Origin of the sequence: Thermococcus paralvinellae (assembly GCF_000517445.1) — an archaeon.
In the GTDB taxonomy this organism is placed as follows: Archaea; Methanobacteriota_B; Thermococci; order Thermococcales; family Thermococcaceae; genus Thermococcus_B; species Thermococcus_B paralvinellae.
In genome coordinates this window covers 1,832,812-1,857,594 of sequence record NZ_CP006965.1, presented here as the reverse complement: position 1 = coordinate 1,857,594, position 24,783 = coordinate 1,832,812, and the positions used below count along the sequence as shown (strand labels likewise).

At 38.6% G+C, this 24,783-nt stretch carries 26 protein-coding genes and 1 tRNA gene; 17 read left to right on the top strand and 10 right to left on the bottom strand.

From position 1 onward, the window contains the following. Window positions 1–6: 6 nt before the first annotated feature. The 4 genes from TES1_RS10125 to TES1_RS10110 all read left to right on the top strand — a co-directional run bounded on the left by TES1_RS10125 (window position 7) and on the right by TES1_RS10110 (window position 2,745). Window positions 7–645 (top strand): DUF432 domain-containing protein, encoded by a 639-nt coding sequence (locus TES1_RS10125; RefSeq protein WP_042682447.1) that lies wholly within the window; start codon window positions 7–9, stop codon window positions 643–645. 2 nt (window positions 646–647) lie between these two features. Next, window positions 648–1,715 (top strand): mechanosensitive ion channel family protein, encoded by a 1,068-nt coding sequence (locus tag TES1_RS10120; protein ID WP_173391304.1) that lies wholly within the window; start codon window positions 648–650, stop codon window positions 1,713–1,715. A gap of 83 nt (window positions 1,716–1,798) precedes the next feature. Further along, window positions 1,799–1,876, top strand: a tRNA-Tyr gene (locus tag TES1_RS10115). A gap of 170 nt (window positions 1,877–2,046) precedes the next feature. Further along, the gene (locus TES1_RS10110) at window positions 2,047–2,745 is read left to right on the top strand and encodes a hypothetical protein (RefSeq protein WP_042682445.1); all 699 of its coding nucleotides are present in this window, start codon (window positions 2,047–2,049) and stop codon (window positions 2,743–2,745) included. Window positions 2,746–2,851: 106 nt separating this feature from the next. Here the strand turns inward: TES1_RS10110 and TES1_RS10105 are convergent, their stop codons facing one another. Then, entirely contained in the window at window positions 2,852–4,534 is a 1,683-nt protein-coding gene (locus TES1_RS10105) for a hypothetical protein (RefSeq protein WP_144080614.1), read from the bottom strand. A gap of 106 nt (window positions 4,535–4,640) precedes the next feature. On the opposite strand from TES1_RS10105, the gene TES1_RS10100 reads away from it, so the two are divergent. Continuing rightward, entirely contained in the window at window positions 4,641–5,096 is a 456-nt protein-coding gene (locus TES1_RS10100) for a Tfx family DNA-binding protein (protein WP_042682442.1), read from the top strand. Here TES1_RS10100 and TES1_RS10095 read toward each other — a convergent pair. The 5 genes from TES1_RS10095 to treT are packed head-to-tail and all read right to left on the bottom strand — an operon-like array spanning window position 5,040 to window position 9,846. Then, window positions 5,040–5,714, bottom strand: a complete 675-nt coding sequence (locus TES1_RS10095; protein WP_042682440.1) for a CidB/LrgB family autolysis modulator — start codon at window positions 5,712–5,714, stop codon at window positions 5,040–5,042. The genes TES1_RS10100 and TES1_RS10095 overlap by 57 nt on opposite strands. Beyond that, entirely contained in the window at window positions 5,711–6,052 is a 342-nt protein-coding gene (locus TES1_RS10090) for a CidA/LrgA family protein (RefSeq protein ID WP_042682439.1), read from the bottom strand. Before TES1_RS10090 ends, TES1_RS10095 begins: the two co-directional genes overlap by 4 nt. 37 nt (window positions 6,053–6,089) lie before the next feature. Next, window positions 6,090–7,568, bottom strand: coding sequence for an L-fucose/L-arabinose isomerase family protein (locus TES1_RS10085; protein ID WP_042682437.1), 1,479 nt, complete (start codon window positions 7,566–7,568; stop codon window positions 6,090–6,092). Window positions 7,569–7,578: 10 nt separating this feature from the next. Further along, complete coding sequence (gene trmB, locus TES1_RS10080; protein ID WP_042682436.1) at window positions 7,579–8,598, bottom strand: HTH-type sugar-sensing transcriptional regulator TrmB; 1,020 nt, start codon at window positions 8,596–8,598, stop codon at window positions 7,579–7,581. Between the two features lie 9 nt (window positions 8,599–8,607). Beyond that, a complete protein-coding gene (gene treT, locus TES1_RS10075) occupies window positions 8,608–9,846 on the bottom strand; it encodes a trehalose synthase (protein WP_042682434.1) in 1,239 nt (412 codons plus the stop codon). Window positions 9,847–10,104: 258 nt separating this feature from the next. Here treT and TES1_RS10070 point away from each other — a divergent pair, with 258 nt between their 5' ends. Genes TES1_RS10070 through TES1_RS10045 form a run of 6 tightly spaced genes read left to right on the top strand, consistent with a single transcriptional unit; the run spans window position 10,105 to window position 16,819 of the window. Continuing rightward, entirely contained in the window at window positions 10,105–11,424 is a 1,320-nt protein-coding gene (locus TES1_RS10070; RefSeq protein WP_042682432.1) for an ABC transporter substrate-binding protein, read from the top strand. A 10-nt stretch (window positions 11,425–11,434) separates the two neighbouring features. Next, window positions 11,435–12,316, top strand: a complete 882-nt coding sequence (locus TES1_RS10065) for a carbohydrate ABC transporter permease (protein WP_042682430.1) — start codon at window positions 11,435–11,437, stop codon at window positions 12,314–12,316. Continuing rightward, entirely contained in the window at window positions 12,316–13,140 is an 825-nt protein-coding gene (locus tag TES1_RS10060) for a carbohydrate ABC transporter permease (protein ID WP_042682428.1), read from the top strand. The genes TES1_RS10065 and TES1_RS10060 overlap by 1 nt, the downstream gene beginning before the upstream one ends. Window positions 13,141–13,172: 32 nt before the next feature. Then, window positions 13,173–14,375, top strand: a complete 1,203-nt coding sequence (locus TES1_RS10055; RefSeq protein ID WP_042682426.1) for a glycoside hydrolase 5 family protein — start codon at window positions 13,173–13,175, stop codon at window positions 14,373–14,375. Further along, a complete protein-coding gene (locus tag TES1_RS10050; RefSeq protein WP_042682424.1) occupies window positions 14,365–15,819 on the top strand; it encodes a DUF2139 domain-containing protein in 1,455 nt (484 codons plus the stop codon). The genes TES1_RS10055 and TES1_RS10050 overlap by 11 nt, the downstream gene beginning before the upstream one ends. Before the next feature lie 58 nt (window positions 15,820–15,877). Further along, the gene (locus tag TES1_RS10045; protein WP_042682423.1) at window positions 15,878–16,819 is read left to right on the top strand and encodes a carbohydrate kinase family protein; all 942 of its coding nucleotides are present in this window, start codon (window positions 15,878–15,880) and stop codon (window positions 16,817–16,819) included. Here the strand turns inward: TES1_RS10045 and TES1_RS10040 are convergent, their stop codons facing one another. From TES1_RS10040 to tes, 4 genes are all read right to left on the bottom strand, one after another. Beyond that, window positions 16,820–17,110, bottom strand: a complete 291-nt coding sequence (locus TES1_RS10040) for a hypothetical protein (protein WP_042682421.1) — start codon at window positions 17,108–17,110, stop codon at window positions 16,820–16,822. Further along, window positions 17,100–17,405, bottom strand: a complete 306-nt coding sequence (locus tag TES1_RS10035) for an ArsR/SmtB family transcription factor (RefSeq protein WP_042682419.1) — start codon at window positions 17,403–17,405, stop codon at window positions 17,100–17,102. The genes TES1_RS10040 and TES1_RS10035 overlap by 11 nt, the downstream gene beginning before the upstream one ends. Before the next feature lie 98 nt (window positions 17,406–17,503). Continuing rightward, window positions 17,504–17,806, bottom strand: coding sequence for a DUF3213 domain-containing protein (locus tag TES1_RS10030; RefSeq protein ID WP_227738488.1), 303 nt, complete (start codon window positions 17,804–17,806; stop codon window positions 17,504–17,506). Window positions 17,807–17,810: 4 nt separating this feature from the next. Then, window positions 17,811–19,562, bottom strand: coding sequence for a tetraether lipid synthase Tes (tes, locus tag TES1_RS10025; RefSeq protein ID WP_042682415.1), 1,752 nt, complete (start codon window positions 19,560–19,562; stop codon window positions 17,811–17,813). Window positions 19,563–19,696: 134 nt separating this feature from the next. Here tes and TES1_RS10020 point away from each other — a divergent pair, with 134 nt between their 5' ends. The 6 genes from TES1_RS10020 (at window position 19,697) to TES1_RS09995 (ending at window position 24,780) form a co-directional block, all read left to right on the top strand. Next, window positions 19,697–20,083 (top strand): hypothetical protein, encoded by a 387-nt coding sequence (locus tag TES1_RS10020; protein WP_042682413.1) that lies wholly within the window; start codon window positions 19,697–19,699, stop codon window positions 20,081–20,083. After that, entirely contained in the window at window positions 20,052–20,636 is a 585-nt protein-coding gene (udg, locus tag TES1_RS10015; RefSeq protein ID WP_042682412.1) for a type-4 uracil-DNA glycosylase, read from the top strand. Before TES1_RS10020 ends, udg begins: the two co-directional genes overlap by 32 nt. 319 nt (window positions 20,637–20,955) lie before the next feature. Next, on the top strand, window positions 20,956–22,548 hold the full coding sequence (locus TES1_RS10010; protein WP_042682410.1) for a Na+/H+ antiporter NhaC family protein: 1,593 nt from the start codon (window positions 20,956–20,958) through the stop codon (window positions 22,546–22,548). Between the two features lie 139 nt (window positions 22,549–22,687). Then, complete coding sequence (locus TES1_RS10005; RefSeq protein ID WP_144080613.1) at window positions 22,688–22,963, top strand: hypothetical protein; 276 nt, start codon at window positions 22,688–22,690, stop codon at window positions 22,961–22,963. Continuing rightward, the gene (locus TES1_RS10000; RefSeq protein WP_042682406.1) at window positions 22,953–23,891 is read left to right on the top strand and encodes a DNA-methyltransferase; all 939 of its coding nucleotides are present in this window, start codon (window positions 22,953–22,955) and stop codon (window positions 23,889–23,891) included. The genes TES1_RS10005 and TES1_RS10000 overlap by 11 nt, the downstream gene beginning before the upstream one ends. Then, window positions 23,851–24,780: a hypothetical protein gene (locus TES1_RS09995; RefSeq protein WP_042682404.1), complete on the top strand. Its 930-nt coding sequence runs from the start codon at window positions 23,851–23,853 to the stop codon at window positions 24,778–24,780. Before TES1_RS10000 ends, TES1_RS09995 begins: the two co-directional genes overlap by 41 nt. Window positions 24,781–24,783: the final 3 nt, after the last annotated feature.

Sequence of the window (24,783 nt, the reverse complement as noted above, 5' to 3'; positions counted from 1 at the left end):
TTCTTTATGTTTGGAGAATATGAGCTGAGAACAAAGTTCATCAAAGTTTGGGACAAAAAAATTCATCTCACCGAAGAAACTGACGAAATTGTTGTTTACCGGAGAGATGAGGTTAGACGAATAATAAAAAAAGCTGATAGACTTAAAATTCTACCCTCCCCAGCCGTTGGTTATGGAGTTAGGCTTCTAATGGTTAAGCTGAACGAACCAATTGCTGTCCCCCCAAAGGATGCAATTTCTGGATATATCGAAGCACCAATAGAAGTTGATGTAAAAGTTGGGAATCTCACAATAGACCACTTTCTGCTTGGAAAAGAGAAATATGCCCTTTACGGAACGATGGATGTTGGTGTTATTACAAGATACCATAAGAGTGACTTTTACATAAAAGAACCTGATTCAATTGGGGTAGCCAAGATAATTATTAGTAATCCCTCTAAAGAATGGAAAATGCTCGACAGGATAGTCTTTCCGATAAAAGACAGTGTATTGTTCTACACAAGTGATAAAGCCTATTATCCCCTCCTAATAATTACTACAAAAAACCACACTCCCGAAGTCAACAATACTGGAAAACCCCCAAAGGAGGGATTAACCCCCACTAGAGAGGCACTGTCGTTACCCAACTTCTTGATGAGGTGGTAAAGATGGAGATTCCACTAAATACAACTGCACTGCTCTCCTCAATGCCGTTGGCCAATATAACCATGCTCTCAGTTGGAAAAGCCATAGCTATTGCCATTATTGGCTTAGTATTAGCAAACCTTCTCAAAAAATGGATTATCGAGCTTTCAAGAACAACGAAATATGTGTGGATAATTAATGAGGACACCGCTAACACGGTACAAAAGCTAGTCATCGTAATTGCTATGATATACTCCCTTGATACACTGGGCATTTTGTCTATTAGAATAGCCGGGACAACACTAAGTAACATAATAACGGCTTTTCTTGTGTTTTACTTCTCATATCTCATTGCAAAGAAATCGAAGGATTATCTTTTAATGAGTGGAGCAAAAAAAGGCAATCTACCAGAAATGCAACTGAAAGCTAAGCTATTCTATTATTCTCTCCTTACCATTGCATTCTTAATAGCACTTAACATAGCCGGTTTCACTGGAAAACTTACAACACTAGTAGTTGCAGGTGGAATAACTGGTATAGTCTTAGGTTTTTCTGCTCAAACTGTAATAGCAAACTTTATCTCCGGCATATTTATGTATTTTGACAAGCCACTTAAAATTGGCGACCCTGTTGAAGTTGCTGGCTATTCTGGGATTGTCAATGACATAAGAATTCTCTCTACGAGGATAAGGACTTGGGACGGAACTTTAGTTAGAATCCCAAATGAAAAAGTGTTCAACAGTGAGATAAGAAATCTTCAGAAATATCCAGCAAGGAGAGTTGATGTACTGATAGGAATAGCATACAAAGAAGACATAAGCAGAGCCATTGAGGTTATAAAGAAAACGTTGGAAGAGATGCCTCTCGTTTTGGCAGAACCGGAGCCAATGGTATACGTTAATGAACTCGCAGAAAGCAGTGTCAATATATATGTCAAAGCATGGGCCCCAAGTGAGAAGTGGTTTGACGTAAGAAGTACAATCTTACAGAAGCTTAAGGAAGCTCTCGATAAGGAAGGAATTGAGATTCCATTCCCACAACGTGTCAACTGGTTTGCAGAGGAACTTAGAGTAAAAGTTGAGAAAGACTAATTCTTGTCTTTTTCCAATTTCTTTAGGGAAAAATTTATAAATCCACTACATGGACTACATAACGAAGGGCTGGGCTGTAGGGTCCCGCGGTAGCCTAGCCTGGGAGTGGCGGCGGACTGTAGATCCGCAGGTCCCCGGTTCAAATCCGGGCCGCGGGACCACCAAAAACTCTTTTAAAATTCTTGCTCATGTTTTAACCAAAACGCGGCAGCACGTTCTAGGAACTCACTCAAAAGGAACTAATTTTCAAAGATTATAAAAACTCCTTTCCTTAATTTGGAAACAAAACATTTAATTTGTTATCGTATCATATGTACTATGGTGGTATCACGTGAATTTATTCGAAGAAAAGGCCTTAATCAAAAAAAAAAGTCTCAAAGCAGTGCGTAATTTTATAGACACTGCTTTTAGAACATGTGATACGACAAAATGCGTTGATGATGCTTTTGTTGCCTATCTTCACGATATTAAAGTTGTTCTTGGTGCACAAGATGAGAACGAAGCAATCATTTTCAAAATAACACGTGTAGGCGAAGAAAATGCACTATTAGAGGCATACCACCCACTTTTTGTACATTCACTGTTTAAAAAAGGTTTCGCCAAAACAACAAAAGACATAATAGACCTGATGTTAAAGACAAACTTGGATGTTAAAAAATTGTTTGATGAGTTTATAGAATATTCACATAAACATTGTGAATTCAGTTTTATTAATTGTGACAATGTGTTGCGTACAATTGCAAATAATGTAGCATTTCAGTTCCAAGCAACAACAGAGTCTCTGAAGGATAAAGACATATTCAATGTGTTTGTTGCGGTAGATTATTACAAAGTAACAGAATTTAGAACATATGCAGTGCACAACGAAAAGGATAAAGACGAGTTTAAACGCATATTGACACACATTGTCGATAATATATTAGATATATATAGGAACAATCAATTGAGACAGGATTTAGACAAAATTATTCAAAGCTCGAACAACGTCTTTGAGTTTTTTGAAATGTTCTACAAGTATGCACGCAAATAATTCTTTCTTTATTTTGGAAATAACCAGGTTTTATGTATTTTTTCACAGAGTTCTCAAGTTCGCGTATCTATCTACACGCTGTGTATACCGAGCAGTTGCATCCTCTTCAAGATTTCGAGTGTACAGTTAAATTCAACTTAAATACCACAGTCTTTTGACATCTTGGGATTGGTATTTTCAACTTATATTCTTCCACATCTGGAACACCAGTAAAAGCGACCATACCTATTGTAGATGCCCCGGGTAAGATGATAACTTCTCCGATCTGACTTAAGACGGGATTTATATAAGCTATTCGTTCTTGGGTTGCTAGTGCCCACCTTTCAAATCCAGCTATGTGTTCAATTTCTCCAATGTTTTTAATTTCAACCTTAATCCTTACCATTGTTTCCATTTTGTCTATTTCAAGATACGGGAGCTTTTCAATTTCTAACAGCTTGATGACAAAGGGATATACCACCATTGTTTTGTTCATAACAACTTTGGTGACATTTGGCTTTTCAATTGTTCCAAGAGGAAATTCAAGGAATTCCTCCCTATTCCAGTCAATTAAATGAAGTTTTAGTACCCCTTTTCCCTCTGCATATGGATAAAGCAACCATGTCTCTTTTTCTGAGTTCGGCATTAGTCTAATGAATATATCCTCTGTTTGGATTGGTGCAAAACTTGTTCCATTAACTATTAATTCAATACTTTGTGGATCTATTATGATTTCATTAGCTCCTGTATTTTTCAGTTTTAGAACAACTTGTACACCCTTATCGGAACCTTCGAGTGTTTCATAGACAAACGACGCGTACTTCTCAATTGTTATTGTAATAGAAAACTTTTCTGCATTTTTTGTAATATTAATTGGGATATAAGTGATAGCACGGTTAAGTTTTGGCAGTCTAACATTTAGCAATTTTTCAGGGGACTCCTCTATTTCCTCTAGTTTAAGGAAAATTTCTCCAGTACTAGTGTCCACAAACTCTAAGGGAAAGAAAATGCTTTTTGTTATTGAACTGTTTGGCTTGAGCCTTAAAGGATATTCACATCCAATGCTGTATCCCTCAACTGGGTAGCTATTAACAAATAACACTGCTCTCTCTCCAATAATTTTAACTTCATTTTTTCTATTGTTCCTAAGGACTACATCAAACCTCAAATACTTCCTTAAATCGTCTGGATTAATATAAATTCCGTACCGAATTACTTTCACTGTTAGATTTTCAATAATTTGAGTTGTGTTTGATTGGTAAGCATTTCTAAGATAAATTTTCTCAAGGTATACTCTTTTCTTTTCTCTGTTCATTTCTGGTAGTTTATATGAAAGAAATGTTCTCTCTAAGCTTTGATTACCAACTTCCAAAACAGCATAAACACGTCCCACATTAGATAACCCCTTCTCAAATTTTGAACTCTCTATTATGTATTGAGCCCTGTAAGCCGTTGTGTTGTTGATTTCATATACTCTGAAGTCTGTTTTTTTAATTTTAATTGTTCCATTGTATATTGGCACCCCAAATTTGTCAACGATTCTTAAGTTTAATACTCCATCGACCCTTAAATAGTTGGTTTCATTTCTCACTTCTACAAGTATTATTAAAACATTGCCCTCCTCATCGTATTCTGCCATAACATTGAAATCACTTATATGAGGCCCAACATTTTTTACCATTGTATGGTGTGAAATAGTATTTGTTAGTGAGGGCGTAGATTGAGAAGATCGCATGTTAATACATCCTAAATTCAAAATTAGGATTATCAAAATAACGATAAAGAATATGGGGTTTCTTGCTTTGTTCATAGAGGGATTCCCCTTTTAAACTATATTGATAGAGGGATATAAATATTTTGAGCATATCCAAAAAATTTTTAATAGTTAATATAATGTTAAATTAAGGTGTTTAAAAATGAAGAGCTTCCTCACTGAACAACAGATTAGAATATTGCAGCTCAGAGCTAAAGGATTAAAGCAGAGTGAAATAGCCGAGCTTTTAGGCACAAGTAGGGCCAATGTAAGTATTCTTGAGCATAGAGCCCTAGAAAAGATTGAAAAAGCCAAAAACACTCTTCTCATTTGGGAACAAATAAATTCAAAGATTAGCATTGAAGTGAAAAAAGGCGAAGACATCTTCACAATCCCGGACAAACTATTCAAAAAAGCTGATGAACTTAAAATCAAAGTCCCTTATAGCACAGCCGAGATAATAGCTTTTCTTGTTGAGCATGCCCCTTTAGATGACAGAGTCGCAAAGAGAGACTTCACACTTTTCCTAGATGCCCAGGATAGACTTAAAATAAGCGAGTGCTTACTTGAGGATATTGATGAGATAAGGAAGAACAATAGAAGTGAAAATCCCATTTAATGCCATTGCCAATCCGCTGACTGCTCCTGCAAGCTCATCATCGAGAATTATCCTAGCAGTTCCCAAGCCATGAGAAGTAACCCCCATGGCCAACCCTCTAGCAACTTTATCTTTAATTCTGGCAAGATTCAACACCTCAACACCAATGGCATTCCCCATTATTCCAGTTAAAATAACGAGAACAGCTGTTAAAGCTGGTATACCTCCTATTTTCTCACTAACCCCAATTGCTATTGCTGTGGTTATGCTCTTAGGAGCAATGCTAAGCAGAACTATTTTTTCCGCCCCTAAAAGCTTTGCAACATAAAATGCGCTCAAAATTGCCAGAGTTCCCCCAAATGATATCCCTAGAACAATTTCCTTTGAATAGGTCTTAATAACCTCCCGTTGTTTGTATAAGGGAATAGCTAAGCTAACAACCGCTGGGCCAAGAAGGAAACTCAGTATTTGTGCGCTTTCCATGTAAGTCTGATAGCTTATGTTAAAAGTCCTTAAAATTATGGCAATTGAGAGTATTGAGAGAAGAACAGGATTCAAGTAGAAAGCCCTCTTTTTCTGATAGAGCTTTGAGAACAGGTAGAATAAGGCCAAGGTTAAAAAGACGCCAAAGCTGTTCATCCTCTTCCCCTCCTTAAGAATTCAACAAACTTAGCTGTCAGAACCATTGTTACGAAGAAGCTCACTATTAAAGCTACAAAAATTGGCATTGCCTGGCTTTTGATTAAGCCCCAATACAAAACTATACCGACTCCAGGAGGAATGAACATTACGCTCATGTTCCTCACTAACAGCTCCGCCTCTTTCTCAACATCTTCAAGCTTAACAACGTTGAAAACCAACGCTAAAGTTAGGAGAATCATCCCTACAACATTGCCAGGAATCGGAAGACCCAACATTCTAACCAGAGCTTCGCCTAAAAAGAGAAAGCCAAAAATTATAGCCAACCCCTTATACATGGCTCATCAGAATAAATTAAGAAAGGGGATATAAAAATCATACCTTTTCCAAAAGCTCTTTGACATCTTTCTCGTCTGCTAAGTTAACAGCTTTGATTCCCCAAAGCTTAGCTATGAATCTAAGCTCAGTAGTGTAGTCCCCCGGAACAGCAGAGAGGTGATTTGCACCTATAACTGCAATGAATTTCTCCTTGTCAAGAGGGTTTTTCACAGCTGTATGAGGCCACTGCTTGCCCCATTTAAGCTTTTTCTCAATTTCTTCAGTTATTTCGATCCCTTCACCTAAGAAGTAAAGCAGGTAATATTCTCCATCAATCCTAACAAGCCTTGCAATCGTAAGAGTTGTCTTTGGAGTTCTGTATGTCAACGCACCTCCGCTCTTTCCCTGGCACTGTCCTTGTATTGTCGTTGCATTTAGATTTTCCTCTGGATTTTCGCTTAGCTTTGCATAATAAAGCGAAGAGGCTCCACAGTTTGCTATAAGAACGAGCTCATCGTCCACATACTTTATGTCCCCAAAAAGAGGCGGCTTTCTGCTCAAGTAGAACAGCAGAATTGAGCTTATAGTTCCCTTAATGTCTCCTTCACAAGTGGCCGGAATTATTGGCTTCTCTCCTTTTGCATCTAAGTTGAATGGAAACAGCGCTGGGATTAAACATGCAGTAACTCCATAAATCTCACTCAGCTCTGGCTGACATTTAATTGAAACTCCCGCAACCTCATTTTTATATTGTTCCCAAATGTCTTTTGCTGCCAGATAGATAGCTATCTGCCTCCTCAGAGCTTCTGGGGTCAACATAACGTTGTCAAACTTTACTTTAGCTTTTGAAGTGAGCCAGTCGTAGAATTCCTCTACTTTAATCCTAAGTTTCTCATCGCTTAGCATCTCATCGGCTTTTCTGACAATTAAGTACTGATCAAACATCAAGAAATCTCCGATAAAGCGCTTTAGTCTCGGCAAATCGTCCATTAAGTGTTCCATTCCCAATGTATAAGGAGCACCCCAGATGAGGAGGGACTTTTTGGAGAGCTTTGATACTGCCTCAACTGCTTTAACCCATGCCTTGACTTTTTCAACATCGCCTTTCAGTCTCGTGTGATGAAGAGCATAGTAGTTTACAGCACTTTCCCAGAGCGAGGCTCCAACAGAGGTTATGCAAGTCGTTCCAGCCCATGCTGGATCGTCATCTGCATATAAAAGCAAAGGCTTGTTCGTCTCTTTAGCCAAAAGGGTTATGAGATTACTCTCGGTCCAGTGCCACAAGCCTAGAATTATTCCACTCACATCTTTTGAGCTTATTATTTTTGCTGCCTCAAGAACTTCCTCCTTATCGTCAATTCCAAAATTCTCTCCTTTTTTAAGTGCCTCGTATTTCCCTAGCTCTGCATTAATATCTAAAACCTCAAATTCTTTCAAAGCTTCAATCAAAGCTTTGTGCTTTTCCATCAAAGCCCTTTCACGTTCTTCTGAAAGAGCAGTTGGTCGAGGATCTGTAAAAGTTGCAACAGCTATCATATACACCACCTTAGGTCAGTATAAGTCTAATTCTTGTAGTCTCATAATCCTCTAAAACTGCAAACATTCCACCAATCTTGAATATTCCTTTATCAGTTTCCAAATCAAAATTATCTATGCCCTCTTCCATCGCTACGGTATACCCAACTACCCTTCCTCTAAGCTCTTCAATCTCGCCTGTTGTCAGGTTCTTAGCTATAATCTCTGCATAGATGTTGCTATCGTTTAAGTGCCGTCTTATCAAGTCCACGGCATGAAAAGTCGTGAAAAAGCGTAAATCATCTTTGCGGTTTATACTCTCGAGTATCAAGGTTGATTCCTTAAAAGCCTCCCGGATGAAACTATATTGGGAGAATATAATCTCTGGATAAGTTGCCTTAAAGCTTGGCGGATTTCTAGGTCTAAAGCCTATATTTTGGATATCTATGACTTCTCTACCATCAAACATTCCAATGAAGTGGTTAAGCTTGTGGAATTTCCTTACAAATAAGTTTCCAATTTTAGTGAAATCAGACAAATCTATCCTTTCCTCGGTATAAAGAGACACTGTGACACCTTTTTTCAGGGCATTTTTAATATTGTCTTCAAGTTTTTCTAAAAATTTTTCAGGAGCTACAAGGATTACTTCATACTCCGAGATGTCCAGTGATTCTTTAACCATTTCCACGGCCTCATCCAAATCCTTAGTTCTCCAAATTCCCGGTCTTTCCTCTTCTTTTACTTTGACTTTTTTTAGCTCCTTTTCAAGCTGTCTTTTAATGTCATCAACTTCTTTTTTGAATTTGAGGAAAGCTATTGAAGGAGAAAAAGCAACGTAAACTCTTGGAGAACTCTCTACCTCACTCACAAACCCCCTAGCTTTTAACGAAGCTATTGTGTCATAAACCCTGTTGTATGGAATTCCACTTCTCTCTGAGATTTCCTTTGCAGTGCTTGGACCATAGACTAGCAATGTCCAATATGTGAGAACTTCATATTTTGTGAAGCCAAGTCTTGTGAGCATTGCCAAGACCTTTTCACTTATCTCCATTTTCCATCACTATTGAATAAATGAACTGAAGAGGTCTAAATACCTTTCTAAATGCCGTGTTATGAGGAAGTTCTCCTTAACCCGTTCTTTAGCTTTTTTACCCATTTCCCTCGCAACTCCTGGGTGTTTAAGCAGATAAAGCGTTTTTTCTACTGCTTCGTCAACTGTCTTAATTAAAAATCCTGTTTCTCCATCAACTACTTGGAGCTTAATTCCGCCTACTGCCCTACCTATTACTGGCTTCCCCTTCCACATTGCCTCGCTAACAGTTAATCCGAATCCCTCTCTTGTTGACATTTGGAGAACGACATCGCTTGCCCTTTGAAAGGCGTTTACTTCCCTAGCATGAACTCCAATTAAATTCGTCAGAATTTTGACGTCATAGTCCTCTCCAACTTTTCTAAGGACTTTCTCAAAATATATCCAGCCTTCAGGATCATCATGTGCCATTGCACTGACAAGTAATAGTTGAACATCAGGTATTTTTCCCTTGACTTTTCTGTAAACTTCAATTGCATCAAATACTCCTTTCCACGGATCAAATCTTGCAACTTGGGTTATCTTTGGCCTGTCTGGATCAATGTCAAACTTTTCTAAGATTTTTACAATTTCACTATCCTTTAATTCGATGTTCTTTTCACTAAGAGGGTCTATTGAAGGGGGCATTATGACAACTTTGTTTTTATCGAGATCACTCTGTACATACTCTGGCATGTGGAAGATATAGCGATCGTATTTTTCAACAAACTGTCTTAAAAAGCCCCAGAATTCCATGTTTGGGTCGCTTAAATCGATATGACAGCGCCAAATCCAAGGCTTCTTTTTCTCATAGAACTCTATTAAGGGAGCTGGCTGTGGATCGTGAACAACAACATAGTCAAAAACACTCAAATCAAAATCCTCTGAGTTCTTTTTGTTGATGTCAAGATAAAGTTTTTTCATATCCTCTGTAAGCTTGAGTTCTTTGTTTCCCTGAAGAGCATTGTGGAAAGATTTAGTAACCTTAAAAAATTCATCTGTTCCCTCAATCACGAACCATCTTGTCTCAATTCCAAGGCTTCTCATCAGAGGTATTAAGCTGTGGAGTATTTCTGCAACCCCCCCACCATAAGCTGTTGAATTTACATTAGCAATGGCAGAGCCTTCAAATTTCTCGGCTTTCCTTTTTATCCTATCTATTGTATCTTTACCAACAATAGGGAAATAGTCATTGATCGTTTTTTTCTTGAGATTCTCAACTTCAAACATAAGCTGTCACCTTTTTACTTTTAGTATATAACATTACAGACATTTTTAGTATCAGTTGTATAAAAAGTTTTTTGCAGAAATCTGCTTCTTTGAGCCATATGATGAATTCATTAATATTGAAAATTTATCAGAAAAATCTTGAAGTTTATCAAGAATTAAAAAGCAATAATGTACATAAGTGTAAGATGTATGCTCCGAAAAATATAAATATACTAAAAGTAAACACACCAATGAACAATTGTGAAGAGGTGCCCATAAATGAAGCGTGGTGTTAAAAAAGCTGCATTGCTTTTAAGCCTGTTTTTGTTAGGTGCCATAGTTGCTGGATGTATCTCTCAAAAGGAGACAACTACGAGTCCTACAGCAGCCCCTACAACAACAGAAAAACCCACAGAAGCTAAGCCTGTTGAGGTAATAGTCTATGGCCAGTGGGGTGGTAGCGAAGGAGAGGCCTTTATGAAGGCCATTGAAGAGTTCAATAAAGCCCACAAAGACATACAGATTAAATATGTTCAACAATCAAAACTTAGAGATGCCGTTTTAAGTGAATTAGCGGCTGGTTCACCAAACTTCGATATTGCAATCCTCCCATGGCCCGCACTGATAAAGGAACTTGGTCAAAAAGGCCAACTTGAAGATTTAACCCCAATAGCAAAGAAATATTCTGGACAAATTATGCAAAATCTACTTGATCCTGTTAATCTGAATGGTGTTTATTATGGAATCCCAATTAAAGCATGGGCAAAGCCAGGTATTTGGTATAACGTCCATGTCTTTAAAGACAACAATCTTGAACCGCCAAAGACCTTAGATGACCTCAAACAAGTTTGTAACGTGTTGAAGAGCAAAGGAATTCAGCCAATGGCAAGCGGTGCCGCTGATAAGTGGCCACTGAGTGATATCTTTGAGGCTGTCCTTCTTAGAGTCGGTGGCCCAGAGCTCCACCAGAAGCTTATGAGACACGAAATAAAGTGGACAGACCCGCAAGTTATTGAGGCATTTAAGATCATAAGCGACCTCCTCAAGCAAGGTTGCTATGGTGATCCCAAGGTTGCAATTGGTGAGAAGTGGGAAGCTCAAGTAGCAAGATTAGGAAAGGGAGAAGTTGCCATGTACTTCATGGGCAACTGGATTAACTTAATGCTCCAGAGTGAAGGATATAAGCCAGGTGTTGACTATGACTTAATTCCATTCCCAACGATCAATCCAAATGTTAAGCCTGCAATAGTTGCTGGTGGCGACTGGATTATAGTTCCAAAGAATGCTCCACACAAAGAGGTAGCCTTAAAAGTTGCAGAATGGTTTGCTGGAGCACAATATCAAGAGATTATGGTAAGACAAAAAGGTTATCTTGCACCAAACTTAGCAGTTCCAAAAGAGGCATACGACCCAGCAGATTACAGAGTTGTTGAGATTATGAAGAATTCAGTTGTAGTGCCAGACTTGGATGACAATGTACCAAGTGGATTCCAGCCTGTAATCTGGGACGCACTCTTCAGATTATGGGCCAACCCAGATGACTACCAGAAGATTGCCGAAGACCTTGAGAAGCAAGCAAAAGACTATTACTCAAGCTGAGGTGGGATAAATGGGCGGAAGGAAGGATTACTTAACTAAAGACTTTTTCATCCTGATGACGCCCGCCTTTATACTCCTCTTTATTTTTATCGTGTATCCAATATTAAACACATTTTACTTGAGCTTCTTTAAGTGGGACGGTTTTACTCCACCTCAGTTTGTTGGACTTCAAAATTATGAAAAAATGTTTGATTATGAACTTTTCAGAACATCAATTAAGAATAACGTGTTTCTGTTCATCACATTCTTGCCTTTAGTCACGCTCTTAGGCTTAGCATTCTCGATCCTTCTCCACAATAAGGAAGTTGTAGGGAGAAATGTCTTGAGAGGAATTGTTATGCTCGGTATGGTTATGCCACTAACAGTTGTTGGTATAGTTTGGATGCTTTTGCTCGATCCTCGTTCTGGAATTATTAATAAAATTATTGAGCTCCTAGGAGGTTCTCCTAGGGCTTGGATACAAGACCCCTCAACTGCAATATATTTTGTTCTGTTAGGTTCTCTTTGGGCTTGGTTGGGTTTTTCAACTACAGTATTTCTCGCTGGGCTTGAGGGGATTGACAAAGAAATTCTTGAAGCTGCAATAATTGATGGAGCAAATCCTTGGCAGAAGTTTAGATATGTCCTCCTACCTCTCTTGAAACCAGCTTTAATAGTCGTCGTCACGATGAGTTCAATCTACATCCTAAAGGTCTTTGACCTTATATTTGTGTTGTCAGCAGAATCTCCTCCGCTCTATTTATCAGTGCTCGCTTATTTGGTGTACTACGAAGCGTTCTTTAGATACAGATGGGGATTCGCAGCAGCTGTTGCTACATTCCTCACAGTGGCAGTGTTTGTGTTCTCAATAGGCATGCTAAAGAGAATGATACAGGAGAGGAGGGTTGAGTAATGGTCAAGGTCAGTATGAAATACAAGGTAACTATAAACATAGTCGCTTGGATGATTGGCATAATGCTTCTAATTCCACTCTTTGGTTTGATAATGGCCTCTATCAGACCATTTAGCGAAGTTGTCTCTGGATGGTGGATTTTAAAGAATGCCCACTTTACCTTAGAAAACTACATTGATGTCCTCAATAGAGGTTTTGCGAGAAACATTTTAAATTCAATAATAATCGCAGGCTTTGCAACAATCTTGCCTCTACTAGTGTCAGGAATGGCCGCATATGGATTCACATCATTTAGCTTTCCAGTCAAGACGATGCTCTTTTTAACTTTAGTTGCTATTCAGGTAGTTCCTCAGCAGGCGGTTATAATTCCCCTCCTAAAGCTCTTCAGGGATTTGGGGTTATATAACCACATGTATGGCATAATCCTCGTGCACTCAGCCTTTGCTTTGCCCTGGACTATATTTTTCCTTAGGAACTTCTTCATGAGTATCCCAAAAGATTATGAGGAAGCTGCAAAAATTGACGGACTCAGTAGTGTTGGAATATATTTCAGAATAATCCTCCCAATAGCTTTGCCAGCAATAATAAGCGTTGCTGTCGTCCAGTTCATCTTTGCATGGCAAGATTTATTCTTTGCAATCACTCTGCTGAGACCAGAGAACTGGCCAGCTTCAGCAGGAATAACAAAATTCGTCAGCAGATACAACCCAAATTGGGGTCAACTGACAGCTGCAGGTGTTCTAACAATCTTAGTACCGTTACTCGTTTACATTGCACTGCAGAAGTACTATATGAAAGGCGTTTCAGGAGGTATAAAGGGCTAATTCCTTCTTAAACTTTATTTGGAGGGATAAAAATGAATTTTGTTTTAGGAGTCAACTACTGGCCCAGAAAAAAGGCTATGTTCTGGTGGAAAGAGTTTGAGGAGAAAGAAGTCAAAGAAGAATTTTCAATCATTAAAGACCTAAATCTCGATGTTGTTAGGATTTTCCTGCTTTGGGAGGATTTCCAACCAAAAATTGACAAGGTTAATGAGAAAAGCCTGAAGAATCTCGGAAAAGTTCTTGACATTGCTAATGACCTAGAGCTCAAGGTAATCCCAACTTTCTTTGTAGGACATATGAGTGGAATAAACTGGCTTCCGGAATGGTTGCTGGAAGATAAACCACACGAGAGATTTCTCACATATTCAAATGGAAAAGTTGTTGATAGGAGAGCAAGGGACATCTATGAAGACAAAGAGATTCTGAAAGCTGAGGAATTGTTATTGGACACAATCACATCAGAATTCAGTGACTCCCCTCAAATCTATGGCTGGGATATCTCAAATGAAATAGACAACGTTAGGATACCAAGAACACCGGAAGTTGCAAAAAGGTGGCTGAAATTTGTTTATGAAACGATAAAATCTAATGATAGTAGACCAGTGACTTTTGGCATTCATCAGGAGGACATAGACAGAAACAAAAACTTTAGAGTTCAAGATGTTGCTCTTTACAATGATTTCCTTTGTATGCATGCTTATTCTGTTTATACGGATTTCACAGATCCCCTTGATCCCTATTTTGTGTCTTTTGCTTGTGTTTTAACAAAAGCTCTTGGTAAAAAGAACGTTTTAATGGAAGAGTTTGGAATGCCAACTACTCAAGGAGAAACCAAGAAAATAAAATCTGCTACTGGAAAAGATATCCTAGAACACTATCTCATAAATGAAGAAGAGGCAGCAAAATGGCTTGAAAAGACATTAAAGCACCTTTATGAATTTGGAACAATTGGCGCCCTATACTGGAACTTTGCAGATTACCACGAGAGCCTCTGGGACAAGCCTCCCTTTGATAAGGCAATACATGAAAGGTTCTTTGGACTTCTCAGAAGTGACGGAAGTCTAAAACCAACGGCATTTGTGCTTAAGGACTTTAAAAACAAAATAAAAGAGCTAAAAAGAAGAGAAGTCTACATTAATGTTCCCCCAGACTATTACGAAAAACCTAAAGAGAACTTGATCAAATTATATAGTGAATTCCTCAACAAAGTGTGTGGTGAGCATAATGAACTATAGGTTTCCCCCCAGATATGGTCCAGAATGGGGAAGTGGAGGAATATTTGGTCTCAGATACCACAATGACACCCTTTATTTTACAGTTGCATTTGAAGGAGAAGCCCATTTTATCAGAGACCGCAAAGAAAAGATTTATGAATTTGAGCTGGTTGGGTCCAGACCAACATCTGGTGGAGACACCTATAACGCCGTTGAAGTTGTCGATGAATTCATTTACTTTGGTGGCTGGGTTCATGCACCAGCTATATATGAGGGGAAAAATGAAAAATCAACAATAAGCTTCGTCAATAAATATTCCCATGTTCATGAATATGACACAGAAAATGACTCAATAAGACTACTTTGGAAAGAATCAATCCATCATCCAACGGAGTGGACTGGGGAGGTTAGCGACATTATATACAACCCTTATTCTGACGAACTTCTCCTAGCAAGGGAAGACGGTCATGCAAACTTGGGGATTTATGAGCTTGACAGGAGGAGTAGAAAAATAAGACAAGTAAATCCGGAACCAAGCTTAAAAGGAACCATAGTTCATGATACGGCATTTTTTGGAATTGGCAAGAACTTTGGAGAGGGAATAAAGGAGATACATGCATATGACTTGATAACAAAGAGGTGGACAAAGTTCAGCTTAAGTAATGTTAGGAGTATTGATGGAGGGGCTTTTATAAGACCTGTGTTGGGAGACATGGAGTCAGCATACAACCGTTTTTTTGCTTTTGTTAGAGGAGGACTCTTTGTTGGAAATCCTCTCAATGGAGAAGATATTTCATTCGTTAGGCTCTTTGACTTCTACAATTTCTATGCTCCAATTAGGGTCAATGCACTTCCTGTTGGAGGCGGAATTTTAGTCGCATACAATGCCCATCATGATGCAGTGTATCAGCCAAAAACCGAGGAGGAAAAGCTGAACGCAACATTTACAAACACGATAAGCGGGCCAAGTGTTCTCGTTTACATAGTTCCACCCATGGTAAAGATAGTTGGAACCTTCGGTGCAAGAATAACAAGCATCGAAAAAGTTGATGGAAAGCTGTTAATTGCCGCAAACACAACTCCAAACACAGGTGCATTAGTTGCAACGCCCTTTGATACTGGACAAAGGGACATAATTGTACTTGATGAGAAAATCCTACAAGAAAATCCTCCAGCGACTAGCTTTTCCTTCTCACTTGAATACCCCTCAGTGACCAAACAACCTTTTGGTGGAGTACCCCTTGAAGGCTACAAGAACCCAAGACTTATCTTGCATCTAAGCAAAGACAATAGACTTGAGATTTTCGAGTATGACATCAAGCTACCCATCGATGAAGCATATTCAGAAAGCTTTGATGTAAAAAAGGGCAGGAATGTAATTGATCTAAGCTCTTTTACCGGTATAGTATCTTTCAAGATTGAGGAACAGGATCTAAAAGGCAAAGCGAGGATTGAGCTTAGATGAGATGGGCAAACACCTGCCCAATAAATAATTTCTCAAAATTTTTTATAGGTGGTGTACGATGATATTCGCCATTGGAGAAGTCTTAATTGACTTTATAGCAAAAGAAGAACTGCCGTTAAAGGACGTTAAGACTTTTGAAAAACATGCTGGTGGGGCTCCAGCTAATGTAGTTGTTGGATTATCAAGATTAAAGACACCATCAGCACTGATAAGCAAAGTTGGAGTGGACTCTTTTGGTGAATTCTTAGTTGAACAGCTAAAGAGAGAAGGAGTAAACACAGAGTACATAAAATTTGATAGAGAAAAGCACACTGGGGTTGTTTTTGTTCAACTAATTGGAGCTAAGCCAGAATTCATCCTCTACGATGGAGTTGCGTATTTTAATCTAAAAATTGACGACATAGATTTTTCTTTCCTCGAAAGAGCCTCTTTGCTTCACTTTGGAAGTGTGTTATTTGCAAGAGAACCTTCGAGGAGCACAGTTTTTAAAGTCCTCAAAAAAGCGAAAGGAAAGATTCCAATAAGCTATGACGTGAACATCAGGCTTGACTTGTGGAAAGGAAGAGAAGAAGAAATGCTCAGGGATATACAAGAAGGACTTGGACTTGCTGACATAATAAAAATCGGCGATGGAGAACTTGAATTCTTAAAGGAGTATGGAATTGACATCGAGAACTTCGACTTCGAGCTTTTGGCTATAACCAAAGGAGAAAAAGGCAGCGAGATAATCCATAGAGATATAAAAATTGAAGTCCCAGCTCACAAAGTTAAACCCGTGGATACAACGGGAGCTGGAGACGCTTTTATGGCAGCACTTTTATCAGCACTATGGCATATGGACAAGCTTACTAATCTTGAATTCACCAGAGAAGAGCTCTTAAAAATTGGAAAATTTGCCAATTTAATCGCTGCTCTCTCAACACTTAAAAGGGGAGCATGGAGCGTTCCAAGGATTGAGGAATTAAAGAAGTATGAAGAGGCAAAATCAATACTCAGCTGATTACTCCTCAAGAACTCTTCTTATTTCTTCAACTGCTTCTTCAATCTTTTCAATCTTTGCTTCTATCTTTTCAATCTTAGAACTAATTGAAGACAATTCTCTTGCCACTTTGATTTCCTCTTTATCTTCCAGCGTATATCCAATGGAAAAGGATAGGCCTGTTGCCATGAAAAGCAAAATTCCCACAAATACATAGTTCCAGATTGTTGTCCCACCTTTCCACAAAACTACAACTGAAATTAATGTTGTCGCTAACCAACTTCCAGCAAGTACGACATTTTTAGACTTCACCCTTCTCACCCCTCAGAATTTTGGGGGAAAGATGAATCTCAAAATCTTGCAATTCATAATATCTCAATGCTCTTGCTTCTCCTTCAACTAAAATGATCTTGCTCTTTACTATCCCCGCTGCTTCAAGCTTTTTTAAATGAACTTTTGCTAAGGCTCTCGTTATATCTAGGCGTTTTGCAATTTCATTTAGATACATCGCTCTGCTCTCTTTTGCGAGAAGCATCACTATCCTGAGCCTAATTGGATGTCCTAGTGCATCAAGCTTTTTGGCAACTTCTTCAATATCCTGCATCATGTATTGTTATCCCCAAATTACATGTAATCAAATGATTACTTAAATTTTTCGATTAGGAAAAGCTAAGCAGTATTTACAAAAAAGGCAAGAAAAGAAAGTCACTGGGATAAAATTTCTCCCATGACATTCTTCCAGCTCATGCTCGAGTTTATGAGCTCTTCTATTGTTATTTCTTTTTCCTCTGTAATCTCTGGCTCATGAGAGCTAAACATTCTCAAGAGCTCTTCTTTTGGAAGCTTTCCCTCATCAAACACAATCATTCCTGTTTTTGAATATCCATTAATGAAAACCCTATAAGTTGCTGAATTAACGCTCAGCTTGTACTGTAAATCCATAGCGTCTTGAGGAGCAATTTTGCTAAATTTAAGTTTAATAAACTTAAGCTTTCTCTCCATTGGCATCACCTCAGAAGTATTGTTTGATGTCGATGTATGTCTTCCTGTAAAGTTCGCTGTTTTTCATCTTTTCAACAAACTCTTTAGTTCTGATATACTTGTCCTTCTTGTACTCCCAATCTGGATGCATGGCTTTCCACTCTTCCCAGCTGTAGCTGAACTGTGCCTGTACTTTATCTCTATAAAGCTCTGGGATTACGTTAAAAGTACAGAAGGGTACTATTCTTCCATCTGGCATTGCATAGTGGATTACACACCTCTCAACTCTCTCAACATCGTAGTTGTATTCATCCATGAAGTGCATCATTCCAAGGAATAATGTTTTGTAGTGGAACTCTCCCAACGCTTCGTATGTTCCATGAGCGAAGGCATTCTTTATTATGTCAAGAACATCAAAGCTCTTTGGAGCGTATTTTTCATCATAGAAGCTCTTGAACTTGAGGAATATCTCAGCACCAATCTTTAGTTTCTGAAGTCTTCCAAGTCTCTTCCATTTTTCAAGTTCCTCTGCTTTCTCTTCAAGGAACTCTACGAAGCCCTCAACATCAAGGAATCTTGATATCGGAATTACTCTGTCTTCATCAAGGAAGACGTAAGTTGCAGCACCACAGCCAAAGTGAGAGGTCATATAGTATTTGCTTCCGGTAAATGCCTCAAAGAACTTTGCTATATGCCCAGCTATTGGAATTGGATACCAGTCCTCCTTTGCTATTGCACCATTCGTCTGCTCTTCAATTTTCTTTATTGCTCCGGGAATTGTAATCCTAAACCTCTGCCTCTCCTTTTTCGGGACTCTACCAACGAGAGAGATAGGCTGGAAGTTGACTCCTCTAACAATGTCAAGATGGTTAAGACCAAAGTTAATTATAGCTCCAAGCTCGTGGTCGTTTACATTCCTAATCGTTGTTGGCACGAGAACAATTCCTGGTCCACCAGCTTTTCTGACATTCTCAAAGATGAGCGGAATTTCCCAGTGGTTCTTCCAGTTTGTCTGTGGAGTCATACCGTCATAGCTTAGATAGAGAGTGTTAACTCCAGCCTCCCTAATCTTCCTAACTAGCTCTGGTTCAAAAGCTAACTTAATTCCATCGGTGTTTAGCTGAATGTGGTCATAACCTTCTTCCTTTGCAATCTTAATTATCTCAATTAAGTCTTCTCTGAGTGTAGGCTCTCCACCAGTAAATTGAACAGCAGTTGCTCCAATAGGGATCTCTTTTTTAGCATTGCGGAGCATCATTCTAATCTGTTCAAGCGTAGGCTCGTAAATTGGCTGTCCTTCTTTGGCATAGAAGAAGCAGTACCAACAGCTCAAATTACAGCGGTTAGTTAAGACTATATTGAGCAGATTAGTGTGTGAACGGTGTCTTGGACAGAGACCACAGTCAAAAGGACAGTTAACACCACTGTTTTCTACATTAAAGCTCGCTAATTTCTTTTCTTCAAATCTCCACTCCTTAAAGCGATAATACATCTCGACATCTTCATAATACACATCTGTGATTAAACCCTCCGGACACTTTTTTGTTATCCATACTTTTCCATCCTTTTCCCAAACTACTGCTGGCACAATTCTCCTTGTTTCTGGGCAAAGAGAATAAGTCTTATGTGGCAGTGAACCGCCATAACCCCTGCTTGCCTTTGTGAGAAGTTCTTGAAATTCCTCCTCACTCAATTCAGGATATTCAATAAGATCGCGAACTTTCTTAGTTAGCTCGCTGAACTCCTTCTCACCACTTGGAATTTCATCTACAACTTCAGCCATTTTAGTCACCTCTCTAGTATTGAATTACCCGATATGGTATAAAAACTTTTGCGTAAATATGCAGATTTACTTGCATAGGTATGGCAGGCTAAGAGTTAAATACATCCAAGAGCAGTCAAAGTTGGGGGATAAAAATGCCAGCTAGAGAAATGAGAATGGAAATGTTCCTAAGGGCATTAATGCGGAGGGACTTCAACAAAGCAAAATCACACCTTGAGAAGCTTGAAAAGATGGTAGGTAACGATGAATGGGGGAGAGGGTATTCAAGAGCAATAAATGGATTTATATCAGCTTTAAAAGACAATGACACTGATGCACTAATAGTCCAGCTCGTAAAAGAAGTTGACCATGAGAAAGCCAAGCAGCTCTTAGAGCATTTTGAGGGAATTCTAAAGCATGAGTTCAGGGATGAGTATGAGAAAGGCTATTACACAGCATGGATTGAATTCTTGAGAGCTTACCTTACACAAAAGACTTTAGGTGTTAGGCGTGGCAAAAGAGGAGCTAATGAAAAAGCTTGAAGAGAAAATAAAAAGCTGCAAAAAATGCCCACTAGGAATGTTGAGAACAAACGCTGTCCCTGGTAATGGGAGTTATGATGCAAAGATAATGTTTGTTGGCGAAGCTCCCGGATATTGGGAAGATCAAAAAGGACTACCATTCGTAGGGAGAGCTGGAAAAGTTTTGGATGAACTTTTAGCCGAAATTGGCCTAAAAAGAGAGAATGTGTACATAACAAATATAGTAAAATGCCGCCCCCCCAATAACAGAGACCCGAGTGAAGATGAGATTAAAGCGTGTTCGCCCTATTTAGATAGACAGATTGACATAATTAGACCCAAAATAATCGTTCCCTTAGGAAGACACTCCATGAGCTACATTCTCAAAAAATTTGGATTTGAGGTAGAACCGATAAGCAAAATTCACGGGAGAACATTTGAGGCAAGGACTCTTTTTGGAAAAATTATAATAATGCCAATGTATCATCCGGCAGTTGCTTTATATAAGCCCCAGCTCAAAGAGGAACTTAGGAAGGACTTCAAAAAGCTGAGGGAAATTCTGGATAATGTTTAGGGTTTGCTTTTGTCAAATATCCTTGAATACTTTTCTTTGTTAAACACTTGCTTTAAACTTTTTTTTCGTTATTTGTCTAATTCCATATAGCCTTTTAGAGAAAGATTTTTATAAACGGAAGATGCTAATGTTACTGATGTTACATTATACTACATAGACATTCACAAACGTCCAAGAAAGTTCACCATAGAACATTCAAAAATCTTAAATAATTTTCGATAAAATTTCGATAACAATCAGGATGACAAAAATATTTCCAAAAACTTTATAAGCGGACCAAATAACGAATGTCTACAAATTAGATAGGAGGTGTTAGTTCATGTCGGACTTTGGAGTTTTATCCCTACTACCACCACTTGTGGCTATTATATTGGCTATTTGGACAAAAAGAGTATTGTTAGCTCTATTTGCAGGTGTCTGGATTGGTGGAGTGATGGTCTCAGGATGGAATCCGATAACAGGAACTACCCAGACATTGGATTGGATAGTCGGAAACGCCATTGACGACTGGAACGCAAAGATATTGCTCTTTGACTTTCTGATTGGTGCAGGTGTGGGATTAATTTACAAATCCGGTGGTGCCATAGCAATTGCAAAAGCCTTAACTAAAACAGTAAGAACAAGCAGGGCTGCATCACTTATGGGCTGGCTTTTAGGTATTCTAGTGTTCTTCGATGATTATACAAACACAATTATCGTTGGTAACACTATGAGACCAATAACTGACAAGACAAGGGTTTCAAGAGAAATGTTAGCCTATATCGATGATTCTACTGCTGCCCCGGTAGCAGGTTTAGCACTTGTTTCAACATGGATTGGTTATGAAGTTGGTCTAATTGGAGATTCATTCAAAGACCTTGGAATAACTTTAGGACCTTATGCTGCTTGGCTCTCAAGCGTTCCATACAGATTCTACTCAATATTTGCAATAATATTAGTGTTCCTCGTTGCCTATACCCACAGGCACTACGGAGCAATGCTTCACGCTGAATACAGAGCAAGAACAACTGGAAAAGTTCTCCGCGATGGTGCAAAACCATTGATGACTACTGAAATTGACTTAGGAGCGCCAAAAGAAGGTGGAAATGTTCACACATTCATATGGCCAATATTAACACTCGTCTTTGTCACACTCTACGGGATGTGGGTTACTGGCGGAGGTAGTGAAACTTTTGCTTCAGACGGGATAATGGGTGTACTTTCAAACTCTGACCCAGCTTTGGCCTTGCTTTGGGGTTCATTTGCAATGGTCGTTGTAGCGTTCTTCCTCGTCGTTGGAATGAAAATAATGACAGTAGAAGAAGCAGAAACAGCAATAATTCAAGGTATGAAGCAGATGATTATTGCGAACACCATATTGCTCTTAGCCTGGAGCATTAAGAGTGCAACTGATGCAGTAGGAACAGCGGATTACGTAGTTGGAATTGCCTCTGGAGTACTCTCACCAGGAATAGTGCCACTGGTTATATTCCTCATTGCAATGTTCATCTCATTTACAACTGGAACATCATGGGGAACCTTCTCAATTATGATGCCAATAGCTATCCCACTAGCTTATCACATAAGTGGAGAAGCGGGACCAGTGCTTTGGGCCTCAATTGGTGCAGTCTTCGCTGGAGGTATCTTCGGTGACCACTGTTCGCCAATTAGCGATACAACAATCATGAGTTCAATGTTCTCTGGAAGCGATCACATTGACCACGTTACAACCCAAATCCCATATGCAGTAACAGCAGCAAGCGTTGGAATTATACTGTACATTCTCTTCGCTATAGGAGTTAGGACTTGGATAGTCCTCCTCCCAATAGGTCTTGTGTTGCTCGTAGCATCACACTGGTTCCTCAGCGAATGGTACGGCAAGAAGTATGGTATCCCACATGGAAAAGTGCCAATATATGTAGTTGAAGAGTGATAGAAGACGGAGGGGAAAGAATTCCCCTCCTTCTCTCTGACTTTCTCCCCTTCTTTTCTACTACTGGGGAAACTACGTCTCCCACGCCCTTCCTCATATTTCCAAAAGATTTATATATCTACCTACCTATCTATCTACCATGAACGGAGTGCAAAAACTCAAGGAGATAAGAGAGATAGTGAAAGAAGAATTGAAGCATATACCACGAGGAGATGAGGCTCAAAATATGCTAAGAATGATCTACTGGAATGCTAGACTTAACAGTTTAGGGAAAAAGCCAAAATTTAAGAACAAAGAAGAGTGCCTAAAATATGCAATCAAAGTTGTTCGAGAAACATACCCGGAATTTAATCCCCAATATGATAAAGAGTTTTTTGAATTATTAGATGAAATGGGTGATAGCAATGATCATTGATGAGATAATTCTGGGAGATTGCTTGGAATGGATACCCAAACTTAAAGGAGTTCATTTAAGCTTTCTCGATCCCCCATTTAATCAGGGGAAAGAATACCGCTTCTTTAATGATAATTTAAGCGAAGAAGAATATTGGAACTGGATGAAGGAAGTTGTAAGAGAAATCTACAACGTCACTGAAAAAGGGGGAGCAATTTATTTCATGCAAAGAGAGAAAAACACGGAATGGGTCTTGAGAATTCTTAGAGAAACAGGTTGGACTCTTCAGAACTTGATAATATGGAAAAAAATGGCATCTGCGGTACCACAAAGATACCGGTTCAATAAAGCATATCAGATAATAGCATTTGCCACTAAAGGAAAAAAGCCGAGAGTATTCAACAAGCTGAGAGTTGACTATCCACTAGCCCCATGGCACAAATATCCAAGAGAAAATGGTATGTATCTTACAGACGTTTGGGATGACATAAGAGAACTCACATCTGGATATTTTGCTGGTGATGAACCTCTTAGAGATGAAAGTGGAAAGAGAATTCATTTACAACAGTCTCCAGTGGCGTTACTTTTAAGGATTATCTTATCTTCAACAATGCCTGGAGATTTAGTTCTGGATCCATTTGCAGGAACAGGAACAACGTTAGTTGTCGCAAAGCAACTTAAAAGACACTATGTTGGGATTGAAATCGATCCTCATTATGTAGAAGTCATTAAGAAGAGACTTGCAAAGCTTAGAAAAGCTGATGATGTAAGCAGATACAGAGAGTACTACAGATTTACGGAAAATTTAGACAAAATCTGGCCAATGCCTGAAAAACCTTTAAAAATCCCTAAACAAAAAACACTCTTTGATGTTGAGTTATCCCAACATAGTAAGAACGTTCTTAAAGATGGTAGAGTTACTAGAATCGAAGAAAATCAGCTTATATGATGAGTTGGAAAAAATTGTTCTTACATCTTCTTTTTCTAATTTAGCTTATGTTGATGGAAGAAAAACCGCAAATAAACTTGGTTTTGACATCTGGCAGGATTTGAAGCAAATATATTCTGAAGAGGTACTAAAGAGAAAACTAAAAATTAAAGACCTTTACACTGACTCACAAGCATTCCCAGACTTTATGTTCAAATCTATATCCCAAGATAATCAGCTTATAGGAGGAGAGATATTAGAGCTAAAGGATAGCAAAGGAGGGGGTATTGCCTCTTTTAATTCCACAATTCCAACAGAATACAAAACATTGAAAGAAATCGAAAGATTAAATGGTTCAAAAGGCAAGATAGTGATAAAAATCGCAGAAATATTTGATAAAAATTCAAGTGATCCACTGTGGAAAACATACAAACGAAAATGTTTCTATCTAATAAGGACACATAAGACAGATAAAAGCAAAATCAAAGTTTCTATCGTTGATGGAGCATTTTTTGAAACGATTCCCGAAGAGAAGTTAATTTCATTAATGTTCCAGAATATCTTCAACAAACATGCTAAAGAATACCATATTCCAGATACAGTCAAAGAAAATGCCAGTCAAGTGTTTCAATATCTAACAGACCACAGCTTGATTTCGTTTTCTCAAGATATACCTAAAGCTTCAATAAAACCAAGATTGAGGATAATGGCAGAAGCTAAAAATGAGGGCAATCCTCATTGGGAGAAATACAATATACCTTCAAGGACACTGAATTTGGTTATTAAAGCTGACAGCGAATCAAAAATTACAAGGGAAATTATAGAAGAAAGCAAGTTGCCAATAAAAATCTTCACAATAAATCACCAGAATGATGGAGAATTCCTCGTGTTTAGCTACAGAGTGAGGTGAGCC

Bases quoted from the DNA above. Each gene is read 5' to 3' on its own strand.
- TES1_RS10125 (WP_042682447.1), top strand. From the start codon at position 7: ATGTTTGGAGAATATGAGCTGAGAACAAAGTTCATCAAAGTTTGGGAC.
- TES1_RS10120 (WP_173391304.1), top strand. From the start codon at position 648: ATGGAGATTCCACTAAATACAACTGCACTGCTCTCCTCAATGCCGTTG.
- TES1_RS10105 (WP_144080614.1), bottom strand. From the start codon at position 4,534: ATGAACAAAGCAAGAAACCCCATATTCTTTATCGTTATTTTGATAATC.
- TES1_RS10100 (WP_042682442.1), top strand. From the start codon at position 4,641: ATGAAGAGCTTCCTCACTGAACAACAGATTAGAATATTGCAGCTCAGA.
- TES1_RS10095 (WP_042682440.1), bottom strand. From the start codon at position 5,714: ATGAACAGCTTTGGCGTCTTTTTAACCTTGGCCTTATTCTACCTGTTC.
- TES1_RS10090 (WP_042682439.1), bottom strand. From the start codon at position 6,052: ATGTATAAGGGGTTGGCTATAATTTTTGGCTTTCTCTTTTTAGGCGAA.
- TES1_RS10085 (WP_042682437.1), bottom strand. From the start codon at position 7,568: ATGATAGCTGTTGCAACTTTTACAGATCCTCGACCAACTGCTCTTTCA.
- trmB (WP_042682436.1), bottom strand. From the start codon at position 8,598: ATGGAGATAAGTGAAAAGGTCTTGGCAATGCTCACAAGACTTGGCTTC.
- treT (WP_042682434.1), bottom strand. From the start codon at position 9,846: ATGTTTGAAGTTGAGAATCTCAAGAAAAAAACGATCAATGACTATTTC.
- TES1_RS10070 (WP_042682432.1), top strand. From the start codon at position 10,105: ATGAAGCGTGGTGTTAAAAAAGCTGCATTGCTTTTAAGCCTGTTTTTG.
- TES1_RS10065 (WP_042682430.1), top strand. From the start codon at position 11,435: ATGGGCGGAAGGAAGGATTACTTAACTAAAGACTTTTTCATCCTGATG.
- TES1_RS10060 (WP_042682428.1), top strand. From the start codon at position 12,316: ATGGTCAAGGTCAGTATGAAATACAAGGTAACTATAAACATAGTCGCT.
- TES1_RS10055 (WP_042682426.1), top strand. From the start codon at position 13,173: ATGAATTTTGTTTTAGGAGTCAACTACTGGCCCAGAAAAAAGGCTATG.
- TES1_RS10050 (WP_042682424.1), top strand. From the start codon at position 14,365: ATGAACTATAGGTTTCCCCCCAGATATGGTCCAGAATGGGGAAGTGGA.
- TES1_RS10045 (WP_042682423.1), top strand. From the start codon at position 15,878: ATGATATTCGCCATTGGAGAAGTCTTAATTGACTTTATAGCAAAAGAA.
- TES1_RS10035 (WP_042682419.1), bottom strand. From the start codon at position 17,405: ATGATGCAGGATATTGAAGAAGTTGCCAAAAAGCTTGATGCACTAGGA.
- TES1_RS10030 (WP_227738488.1), bottom strand. From the start codon at position 17,806: ATGCCAATGGAGAGAAAGCTTAAGTTTATTAAACTTAAATTTAGCAAA.
- tes (WP_042682415.1), bottom strand. From the start codon at position 19,562: ATGGCTGAAGTTGTAGATGAAATTCCAAGTGGTGAGAAGGAGTTCAGC.
- TES1_RS10020 (WP_042682413.1), top strand. From the start codon at position 19,697: ATGCCAGCTAGAGAAATGAGAATGGAAATGTTCCTAAGGGCATTAATG.
- TES1_RS10010 (WP_042682410.1), top strand. From the start codon at position 20,956: ATGTCGGACTTTGGAGTTTTATCCCTACTACCACCACTTGTGGCTATT.
- TES1_RS10005 (WP_144080613.1), top strand. From the start codon at position 22,688: ATGAACGGAGTGCAAAAACTCAAGGAGATAAGAGAGATAGTGAAAGAA.
- TES1_RS10000 (WP_042682406.1), top strand. From the start codon at position 22,953: ATGATCATTGATGAGATAATTCTGGGAGATTGCTTGGAATGGATACCC.
- TES1_RS09995 (WP_042682404.1), top strand. From the start codon at position 23,851: ATGGTAGAGTTACTAGAATCGAAGAAAATCAGCTTATATGATGAGTTG.